Source organism: Ralstonia sp. ASV6 (genome assembly GCF_016429285.1).
In the GTDB taxonomy this organism is placed as follows: Bacteria; Pseudomonadota; Gammaproteobacteria; order Burkholderiales; family Burkholderiaceae; genus Ralstonia; species Ralstonia flaminis.
The window spans coordinates 1-320 of sequence record NZ_JAELUI010000544.1 but is presented as its reverse complement, the minus strand read 5'-3'; the positions used below and the strand labels follow the sequence as shown (position 1 = coordinate 320).

The 320-nt window shown below is 76.6% G+C and carries 1 pseudogene; it reads left to right on the top strand.

What is annotated here, in order from left to right:
• Positions 1-192 precede the first annotated feature (192 nt).
• Positions 193-320: pseudogene (locus tag JHD73_RS28460) on the top strand (BCCT family transporter); the annotation flags it as partial.

The window sequence follows — 320 nt, the reverse complement described above, 5'->3', positions numbered from 1 at the left end:
CCCCCCCCCCCCCCCCCCCCCCCCCCCCCCCCCCCCCCCCCCCCCCCCCCCCCCCCCCCCCCCCCCCCCCCCCCCCCCCCCCCCCCCCCCCCCCCCCCCCCCCCCCCCCCCCCCCCCCCGCTTTTCACGCAGAAGACGGCATACGAGATCAGGCGCCATGTCTCGTGGGCTCGGAGATGTGTATAAGAGACAGCGATTGCTTCGCGCGGCGCAGAGCGCTCACCCGTATGGCAGCGACTGTTCTGGGCGGTGGTGCTCGGGGCGACCGCCGCCATCCTGATGTTGGCGGGCGGCCTCAAGGCCTTGCAAGCGATGACACT